The organism is Protofrankia sp. Cj3, from assembly GCF_917627355.1.
Taxonomy (GTDB): Bacteria; Actinomycetota; Actinomycetes; order Frankiales; family Frankiaceae; genus Protofrankia.
Genome location: NZ_CAKJTR010000115.1, coordinates 6,837 through 16,660 on the forward strand (window position 1 = coordinate 6,837; position 9,824 = coordinate 16,660).

The following is a 9,824-nucleotide window of genomic DNA, read 5'->3' on the forward strand; positions in this document are numbered from 1 at the left end:
GCCCTACCCACGACCCGCGTCGCGGACGACCACGGTGCCAGCGGCGCGGTCGTGGGTGGCACGCAGGTCGCGGTCCCAGATGAAGGCCGGGACAAGCAGACCGAGAAGCACCGTACGAACAGCCACCCAGCGCCACCCCGCCCGGCCATGGTCACGCACCCGGATGACACCGATGCCCGCCAGCCGCATCCCGATGGTCTGTCCGTTCGCCGCGATCAGGACGAACTCCTCCAGCAGGAACGCAAGGTAGACGGCGAGCCCGCGGGCATCGACCGAGTAGCGGACCCCGAAGAGCACCGGGACACCCACCAGCAGGTTGGCCACGATGGCGTCCACCGTGAACGCGGCCAGCCGGTGGCCGAAACCGGCTACCGCGCCAGAACCTTCGGCCGGTAGGCCGAGCCGTACGCCGGGAGGTGAGTCCCGGGGCAGTTGCGGACCTTCCAGCCAGTTCCCGAGCGCGCGTCCCACCGCGCAAGCGTATGCCTCACGGGCCATCCCGGAGAAACGATCACCGTGAGCAATACATTAGCCACACGTTACCGACGGGAAACTTCTTCGTCATATCAGCGGAACTGCATCAGGTTACGGTCCGCATCAGGGCATCGCGTATCCTTCCATCCACACAGCCATGAAGCTTCCTTGGAGGGTGGATGTTCATAAAGGCCGAAGATGTGCTTCGCTACATCGCGGACGAGAGCGTTGAGTTCGTCGACGTCCGCTTCTGCGACCTTCCCGGAATTATGCAGCACTTCACGATCCCGACCGAGGTCTTCGCCGAGTCGGTGTTCACCGATGGGCTGATGTTCGACGGGTCGTCGATACGTGGCTTCCAGGCGATCCACGAATCGGACATGTTGCTCCTACCGGACCCGAGCACAGCCTTCGTCGATCCTTTCCGTGAGCACAAGACGCTCGCGATGACCTTCTTCATCCACGACCCGATCACAAAGGAGGAGTACTCCCGCGACCCACGCAACACGGCGAAAAAAGCCGAAGCCTACCTGCGGGGCACGGGTTTTGCGGACACCGCCTACTTCGGCCCGGAGGCCGAGTTCTACATCTTCGACGACGTTCGCTATGACTACAGCCCGTACGGTTCCATGCACGCTGTCGACTCCATCGAAGCAGCCTGGAACACGGCCCGTAAGGAGGACGGCGGGAACCTCGGCTACAAGCCCCGGTTCAAGGGCGGCTACTTCCCCGTACCCCCGACCGACCACTTCACCGATCTGCGCTCGGAGATGACAAGGGCGCTGTTCCGGGCCGGCATCACCGTCGAGATGCAGCACCACGAGGTGGGGACCGCGGGGCAGGCGGAAATCGACATCCGGTACAGCACGCTCCTGCGGACCGCCGACAACCTGATGCTGTACAAGTACATCATCCGCAATGTTGCCTTGTCCCGCGGCAAAACCGTGACGTTTATGCCCAAGCCACTGTTCCAGGACAACGGCTCGGGCATGCACGTCCACCAGAGCCTCTGGCAGGGCGACGAGCCGCTGTTCTACAGCGAGAGCGGCTACGGCGGCCTGTCCGAGCTGGCCCGGTACTACATCGGTGGGCTGCTTCACCACGCGCCGGCGCTGCTGGCGTTCACGAACCCGACCACGAACTCCTACCGGCGGCTGGTGCCGGGCTACGAGGCGCCGGTCAACCTCGTCTACTCGGCGCGCAACCGCTCGGCCTGCTGTCGCATCCCGCTCAGCGGTGCCTCACCCAAGGCGAAGCGGATCGAGTTCCGCGTGCCCGATCCGAGCTGCAATCCCTACCTGGCCTTCGCTGCCATGCTCATGGCCGGCCTGGACGGCATCCGCAACAAGATCGAGCCGCCGGACCCGATCGACAAGGATCTCTACGATCTGCCGCCGGACGAGCTGGCCGCGGTGCCGCAGGTGCCGGGATCGCTCGAGAAGGTGCTGGAAGCCCTCGAGGCCGACCACGATTTCCTGACCGAGGGCGACGTGTTCACGCCCGACCTGATCGAGACATGGATCGACTACAAACGTGTCCACGAGGTGGACGCTATTCGTCTCCGCCCGCATCCCTATGAGTTCCAGCTCTACTACGACATCTGACAACTGACGGCGGACAGCTGAGACGGCGGGCCGCGGACAGCTGCCCGCGGCAGCGGACCGCAATATAACCGGACAGCAGGATATGGGATGGCGCCCGCTTCGCGGAAAACCGCGGACCGGGCGCCGTCGCATGGCTGGGTACGCGCACGGCGGACTTTGTTCACGGCTGCCGGAATGCCAGTTCGGGCAGCCCGGGAAATGAACTGTCCAGCAATGCGCGATTGACCGAAAATTTACCGTGGTGGAACCGTGCGGAAACGGGGCTCAACAAAGATCCGGACGAGCCCTCCTGTCACCCGCGGCCGGGGTCGGGCGATCCGCAGGTGCGCGATGAGAAACTTCGCTATGTGCTACGCCAACCACGGGGAGTATGAGTGAGCTACCAGGCCGAGTACATCTGGATCGACGGCACCAGGCCGGAACCTCTGATGCGGAGTAAAACCCGCATCGTCGCCGACGGCAAGGAACCGGACATCTGGGGCTTCGACGGCTCGAGCACCAACCAGGCACCCGGATTCAATTCGGACTGCGTGCTGCAACCGGTGTTCACCTGTCCGGACCCGCTGCGCGGCAGGGATAACGTTCTGGTGCTGTGCGAGGTCCAGCTGACCGACTTCACTCCGCATCCGACCAACACCCGCGCCTTCTGCCGACAGGCCGCTGAGAAGTACGCGGACCAGTCCCCCATGTTCGGAATTGAGCAAGAGTACACCTTCTTCCAGCACGGGCGGCCACTCGGCTGGCCCGCGGTGGGCTTTCCGGCCCCACAGGGCCCCTACTATTGCGGTGTCGGCGGCGAGAAGATGGTCGGCCGTGCCATCGTCGAGAGGCACACGCAGGCCTGCCTTGACGCGGGCCTGTCCATCGAGGGGACCAACGCCGAGGTCATGATGGCCCAGTGGGAGTTTCAGATCGGGGTGCTCCCGCCTCCCGCCATCGGTGACCAGCTCTGGATCGGCCGCTGGTTGCTGCACCGGGTGGCCGAGGACTTCGACGTCACCGTCTCGTTCGCGGCGAAGCCGATCCCCGGCGACTGGAACGGCGCGGGCGCGCACACCAACTTCTCCACCAAGGCCACGATGGAAAGCTGGGAAGCGATCGTCACCGTATGCGAGGCTCTCGGCACCCGTGTGCTGGAGCATGTCGAGAACTACGGTGACGGGATCGAGAAGCGCCTGACGGGTCAGCATGAGACCGCTCCGCACGACGCGTTCTCCTGGGGTGCCTCCGACCGCGGCGCGTCGATCCGCATCCCGTGGGCGGTGGAGAAAGCCAAGAAGGGCTGGATCGAGGACCGTCGCCCGAACGCCAACATGGACCCGTACCTCGTCACCGGTCTGATCGTCGACACCTGTTGCAGCGCGCTGGCCGGCGGGAGGCCCATCTTGGCCATCCCAGGCCAAAAGGAGGCGGCCGAGACCGCCGTCACGGCCTGATCGTCACCATCGCGGATAGCGGGCTTTCCCGTGCCACACCCATGGCGTCGCACGGGGAAAGCCCACTATCCGACGGACGGCCCAGCTACCGCTTCGCGGGCGAAAAGAGCCTCGGCCACCGCGCGCGCACGTGCGCTCATCCGCTGGTAGTCGCCGAGCAACGCCTCGCTCTGGTCCGCCGCGTAGCCGACCGCCCGCGCGACCCTGGCCAGCGCCCGCGGTTCACGCGGCAGCACGTCCCCGGGACGCCCGCGGGCCAGCGTGATCGCGTTGCGGAGCCGGGACGCGAAGATCCATGCGTCCGCCAGGGCCGCGGCCTCGGCAGGGTCGAGCAGGCCGGCCGCGGTGGCCGCCCGAAGCCCGGCAAGCGTTGACGTCGTACGCAACGCCGCTATCGCCCGGCCGTGACGCAGCTGCAGCACCTGCACCACCCACTCCACATCGGTAAGGCCGCCGGGCCCGAGTTTCAGATGCAGGGAACGATCAACGCCTCGCGGGATGCGCTCGGCCTCCATCCTGCCTCGCAGCCGGACGACCTCGGCCACCGTGCCAGGGGGCAGAAACGCCGGGTAGCGGATCTCATCCACCCAGTCGCGGAACCGGTCGCCCAGTTCCGTGTCGCCGGCGACCGGCCGCGCCCGCAACAGCGCCTGTGCCTCCCAGCCTGCCGACCACCGGCGAAAGTAGGCCGCGTAACTGGCCGGCGTACGGGTCATCGGGCCCGCGCTGCCCTCCGGGCGCAGCTGCACGTCAAGGATCAGCGGCGGGTCGCCGGCGGGCACGGCGAGCAGCCGGCGCAGTTCGGCCACGACCGCACCCGCGGCATCGGCCGCTTCGCTGTCGGTGACACCGATCCCAGCACCGGCTGTCGTGCCGTCCGCCCGGCCATCGATCGGCTCGTGGACGAACACGACATCCGCGTCGCTGCCGTAGGACAGTTCACCACCGCCGAGACGGCCCATGGCCATCACCGCGATCCGTACCGGCAGCGGCCGGCCGGCCTGTCGCTCGAAGCGCCGTTCCGCCACGAACAGAGCGGCCTCGATGGTCGCGGCCGCCGCGTCCGACAGCGCCCGGCCGACCGCGGCGGCGTCCAGCAGCCCGAGCACATCCGCGCAGGCAACCCGGACGAGTTCGACCCGACGTACCGCCCGTGCCCGCCCAACCGCCTGCTCCCCGGACGGATTGCGGCGGGCAACCGCGATCATTACCTGAACCAGCTGGTCACGGGTGCGGGGACGCAGGTCGTCGATAGTCCGCAGCAGCCGCACCGATTCCGGCGCGCGCTGCATCAGGTCCGCGGCATAGCTGCTCGTCGCCAGTACGCGGCACAGCCGTTCAGCCGCACCGCTGTCGTCCCGCAGCAGCCGCAGATACCAGGGCGTGTGGCCCAGCGCATCGCTGACCTGACGGTAGGCGAGCAGACCGGCGTCGGGGTCGGCCGCGTCGGCGAACCAATGCAACATCGCCGGGAGCAGGCGGCGTTGGATCGTGGCCGTCCGGCTGACACCGTTGGTCAGCGCCTCGATGTGGCGCAGCGCGCGTGCGGTGTCGGCAAACCCCAGCGCCGCCAGCCGATCCCGGGCCTCCGCGGGCGTGAGCCGGACCTCCTCGACCGACAGCCGTGCCACCGCCGCCAGCAATGGCTGGTAGAAAAGCCGCTCGTGCAGCCGGCGCACGAACCGGGCGACCCGGGCATGCTCGTTCTGGATCTCCTCCGCGGATGTGAAACCAAGAGATCGGGCCAACCAGCGCAGCTCACCGGGGTCGCGGGGCAGGGTGTGCACCCGGCGGAGCCGCTGCAGCTGCAGGCGGTGCTCGGTAGCTCGCAGGAAGCGGTACGCGTTCGCGAGACCGGCCGCGTCCCGGCGGGCCACATAGCCACCGCGGGCGAGCGCGTCGAGCGCGGACAGCGTCGAGACCGTCCGCAGCTTGGGGTCGGTCCGGCCGTGAACGAGCTGGAGCAGCTGGACGGCGAACTCGACATCGCGCAGCCCGCCCGGACCGAGTTTGAGGTTACGGTCAGCGTCTCCCGGCGGCAGCGACCGTTCCACCCGCCGCCGCATCGTCTGGACGTCGCTGACGAACCCCGGCCGCGACGCGGCCGACCAGACCAGCGGCCTGACCGCGGCGCAGAACCGTGCTCCCAGCTCATGGTCGCCCGCGACCGGGCGCGCCTTGAGCAGCGCCTGGAACTCCCAGGTTCTCGCCCATCGCCGGTAGTAGGCGTCGTGGCTGGCCAGCGTACGCACCAGCGGGCCGTCCCGGCCCTCGGGCCGCAGCCCCACGTCGAGCTGGAACAACATGCCCTCACGGGTGACCGCCCCACACGCACGGACCATCCCCTCCGCGAGACGGGTGGCCACCTCCAGCGCGGCGGCCTCGTCGGCCCGGTCGTCCTGAGTACCGCCGCCGGACCGTCCAGGTTCCGCTACGAACAGGACGTCGACGTCGCTGACATAGTTCAGCTCCCGGCCACCGCACTTACCCATACCGATGACGGCGAGACGAACCGGCGCCGCCGCCGGCCGCACCGCCGACCGCGCCACGACGAGCGCGGCGTCAAGGGCGGCTCCGGCGAGGCCGGCAAGCTCCGCGGTGGCATCATCAAAGGACACAGCGCCGGTGAGATCACGAGCCGCGAGGACGAACAGAGCACGACGATAGGCAACGCGCAGCGCGTCCAGAACATCGGTACCGTCCCCGACGGCGCACGGCTCGGCCTCCTGCGGGTCCGCTCCGACAGCACGCAGCAGGCGCGCACGGGTGACGCGGTCGTTCGGCGCGGCCCGCAGCACGCCGTCGTCAGCGATCACCCGCCAGTCGGTGGGATGGCGGACCAGATGGTCGCCGAGCGCGGTACTCGCACCGAGCACCGCGACGAGCCGGCCGCGCAGCCCCGGCTGACCGGCCAACGCCGCGAGCAGCTCACGCCCGGCCGCGGGCGGCGCTGTCGCCACGATCCGTTCCAGCGCCGCGAGCGCCAGATCGGGATCAGCCGCCCGCGAGAGCGCCACCAGGACAGGGCTGCGTGAGAGGTCGACGCCTGGCCGGTCGGCAGCGCCGGGCGGCGCCGCGCCGACAGCGGCGCTGACACCGGTACCACCGCTGACGCCAGTGGCCCCGCTGGGGCTGTCGGTACCGGCGAGCAGCCCGAGCCGCCCCATGCTGGCAACGGATCTGTCGACATTACTGAAACCCAGCCGAGCCAGCTGCGCCTGGATGGAGCTCCCCCGTGGATGGGTGTGGCTAGAGGCTCCGGCAACAGGACTGTCCGGCTCGCGCAGTCCGAGCGGCGCCTCGCGTCGTTGCCGTCGGTCGACGCCCAAACCAGGGCGCCTCCCTCCGCCGCCTCGCGATCCATCCACCCGGACACCGCTCCCTGATCGAACGCCCTGCTGCCGGAGCCTCTTAACTGCCGGTCACAATATCGGTAGATACCGGTCAATCTCGAAGGGTGTGACCTGACGGCGGTACTCGGCCCATTCGGCACGTTTGTTCCGCAGGAAGAACTCGAAAAGGTCGTCGCCGAGCGTCTCACGAACCAGCGTGGATCTTTCCATGGTGGCAATCGCCTCCGCCAACGAACCGGGCAACGCCGTGATACCCCGCTCATGGCGCTGCGACTCGCTGAGCGTCCACACGTCGTCGGCCGCTGGCGGTGGGAGTTCGTAACCCTCCTGGATCCCGCGCAGGCCAGCCGCGAGAATCAGCGCGAAGGCGAGATAGGGGTTGCACGCGCTGTCGGGCGAGCGGAACTCGATGCGGGCCGTATTCGGCTTGTTCGGTTTGTACAACGGCACCCGCACGAGTGCGGACCGGTTGTTGTGTCCCCAGCAGACGTAGGCGGGCGCCTCCAGCACCTCGCCGGCACGCTGGTCACCGATGATCCGCTTGTACGAGTTCACCCACTGGTTGGTGACCGCGGTGATCTCGGCGGCGTGCCTGAGGAGGCCGGCGATGAACGCCTGCGCGACCTTGGAGAGATGGTAGGCATCGGTCGGGTCGTGAAACGCGTTCCGATCACCTTCGAAAAGACTCAGATGGGTGTGCATACCGGACCCGGCCTGATCACTGTAGGGTTTCGGCATGAAAGTCGCGTAGACGCCCTGCCGGCGAGCTACCTCCTTCACCACCTGGCGAAAAGTCATGATATTGTCAGCGATGGTGAGGGCGTCGGCATACCGTAGATCGATTTCCTGCTGGCCGGGCGCGACCTCGTGGTGGCTGAACTCGACCGATATCCCCAGGCGTTCCAAGACCCCGATGACCTGCTGTCGGAATTCATGGCTGACGTCGTTCGGTGTCAGGTCGAAATATCCGGACTCGTCCACCGGTGATGGTACCGGAGCACCACGTGCCGGCGCCTGCCGCAGTAGGAAGAATTCTATCTCGGGATGGGTGTAGAAAGTGAAACCAGCATCCGCCGCGCTGGCCAGTATACGACGCAGAACCCAGCGCGAATCCGCCGGAGACGGCGTACCGCCGGGCATGACGAGGTTGCAGAACATCCGGGCGGTAGCCGGGTTCTCACCGCGCCAGGGCAGCACCTGGAATGTCGACGGATCCGGTTTCGCGAGCATGTCGGCTTCGTGTACGCGGGCGAACCCCTCGATCGAGGAACCATCGAAACCGATGCCCTCGGCCAACGCCCCCTCAAGTTCAGCCGGCGCGATCTCGACGGACTTCAGCACCCCAAGCACGTCGGTGAACCACAGCCGGACAAACCGGATATCTCGTTCCTCCATCGTACGCAGGACGAACTCCTGCTGCTTGTCCATGACCGCCTCCGCGCTGAGAGTCGGGCTCGCCGTCGCGGGCGGGCGAGGTTCAACCGGGCTGGCGGCAACGCGATCACGAAGAACCCATTTGATCACAAAACAATCTGTCTGGCGGGAGAGGGATCTCCCCGCGTCACCCGAGGCCCGTCAGGTTGCTAACGCCGACCATAGCGACTGACCTGCCCACACGCTCTCATGCAGCCGCCACGGCCGCAGCCCTCAGCTCTTCGGCAGCGCGGAAAACATGATCGCGCAACCTTTGGGCTCTAGGCTGCACCCATGGCCCAGTTGCGTGTCGCGCTCGCTCAGGTCAACACCACAGTAGGAGATCTTGAAGCAAACGCGGACCTGGTGAGCGAATGGGTACGGCTCGCCGCACGCCGCGGGGCTCACCTGGTGGCGTTCCCCGAGATGACGCTCACCGGGTACCCCGCGGAGGATCTCGTCCTGCGCCGTTCGTTCGCCGCGGCGTCCCGCGACGCCGTTGATCACCTTGCCCGGCGCCTGGCCGACGAGGGCAGCGGGGAGCGGGCCGTGATCGTGGGCTACCTCGACACCTCCCGCGCTCCCACGCCGCGCCTGGGCCGTCCCGCGGGCGAGCCGCAGAACGCTGCCGCGGTGTTGTGGCGTGGTGAGGTCGTAGCCCGCTACGCCAAACACCACCTACCGAACTACGGCGTGTTCGACGAGTTCCGCTATTTCGTCCCCGGTTACGACTTCCCGGTGTTCCGGCTGCATGGCGTGGATGTGGGACTCACCATCTGCGAGGACCTCTGGCAGGACGGCGGACCGGTCGCGGTCGCGCGGGCCGCCGGGGTGAACCTGCTGGTGTGCGTCAACGGGTCACCGTACGAACGCGGAAAGACGTCCCAACGTGACGAGCTGGCAGCCCGGCGAGCACGTGAGGCCGGCGCCGCGCTCGTGTACGTCAATCTTGTCGGCGGCCAGGACGAGCTCGTCTTCGACGGTGGTTCGCTCGCGGTCGACGCCGCCGGCCGCCTCCTCGCCCGCGCCGAACAGTTCACCGAGACGCTGCTGACCGTCGACCTGGACCTGCCGACCGGCGCTGCCGCCCTGGCCGCGGGCAGGGCGGCAGGCGAGGGGACCTCGGTGGACGCGGGCGACGGCACCGCGATGACGGTGACCCGGCTGCCGCTGGCGAGCGAACCCGTCCCGGCGTTCGATGCCGAGGCGCCGGTCGTGGCGCACCGACTGGACTCCGCGGCCGAACTGTACCGCGCGGTAGTCACCGGCACCCGGGACTACGTCCGCAAGAACGGGTTCACCTCGGTCGTACTCGGCCTGTCCGGCGGCATCGACTCAGCGCTGGTCGCCGCGATCGCCGTGGACGCTCTCGGCGCCGAGCAGGTGCACACCGTCGCGATGCCGTCGATCCACTCGTCGACCGGGTCGGTGGACGACGCGGCCGAGCTCGCCAGGCGGACCGGTGTCACACACACCGTGATCCCGATCCAGCCGGTGGTCGACTCCTTCCACAGCGCGCTCACCGCCACCGGCGGGCTCGCCGG

At 68.0% G+C, this 9,824-nt stretch carries 6 protein-coding genes; 3 read left to right on the forward strand and 3 right to left on the reverse strand.

Annotated features, from left to right (window positions below; all coding sequences use genetic code 11):
• Positions 1-3 precede the first annotated feature (3 nt).
• Entirely contained in the window at positions 4-498 is a 495-nt protein-coding gene (locus tag MJ783_RS15570; protein WP_370651643.1) for an RDD family protein, read from the reverse strand.
• Positions 499-653: 155 nt separating this feature from the next.
• On the opposite strand from MJ783_RS15570, the gene glnA reads away from it, so the two are divergent.
• Both glnA and glnII read left to right on the forward strand, forming a co-directional pair.
• A complete protein-coding gene (gene glnA / locus MJ783_RS15575; protein WP_239311164.1) occupies positions 654-2,078 on the forward strand; it encodes a type I glutamate--ammonia ligase in 1,425 nt (474 codons plus the stop codon).
• 374 nt (positions 2,079-2,452) lie between these two features.
• Positions 2,453-3,514, forward strand: coding sequence for a glutamine synthetase GlnII (gene glnII, locus MJ783_RS15580; RefSeq protein WP_239311165.1), 1,062 nt, complete (start codon positions 2,453-2,455; stop codon positions 3,512-3,514).
• A gap of 65 nt (positions 3,515-3,579) precedes the next feature.
• On the opposite strand, the gene MJ783_RS15585 is transcribed toward glnII, so the two are convergent.
• Both MJ783_RS15585 and MJ783_RS15590 read right to left on the reverse strand, forming a co-directional pair.
• Positions 3,580-6,801 carry a bifunctional [glutamine synthetase] adenylyltransferase/[glutamine synthetase]-adenylyl-L-tyrosine phosphorylase gene (locus MJ783_RS15585; protein ID WP_239311170.1) on the reverse strand — a complete coding sequence of 1,074 codons (3,222 nt, stop codon included), beginning with the start codon at positions 6,799-6,801 and terminating at the stop codon, positions 3,580-3,582.
• A gap of 135 nt (positions 6,802-6,936) precedes the next feature.
• The gene (locus MJ783_RS15590; RefSeq protein ID WP_239311166.1) at positions 6,937-8,295 is read right to left on the reverse strand and encodes a glutamine synthetase family protein; all 1,359 of its coding nucleotides are present in this window, start codon (positions 8,293-8,295) and stop codon (positions 6,937-6,939) included.
• 279 nt (positions 8,296-8,574) lie between these two features.
• Here MJ783_RS15590 and nadE point away from each other — a divergent pair.
• Positions 8,575-9,824: NAD(+) synthase (nadE, locus tag MJ783_RS15595; protein WP_239311167.1), on the forward strand; the 1,250-nt coding region annotated here is incomplete at its 3' end.

Coding starts and splice junctions, on each gene's coding strand:
- MJ783_RS15570 (WP_370651643.1), bottom strand. CDS start 498: ATGGCCCGTGAGGCATACGCTTGCGCGGTGGGACGCGCGCTCGGGAAC.
- glnA (WP_239311164.1), top strand. CDS start 654: ATGTTCATAAAGGCCGAAGATGTGCTTCGCTACATCGCGGACGAGAGC.
- MJ783_RS15590 (WP_239311166.1), bottom strand. CDS start 8,295: ATGGACAAGCAGCAGGAGTTCGTCCTGCGTACGATGGAGGAACGAGAT.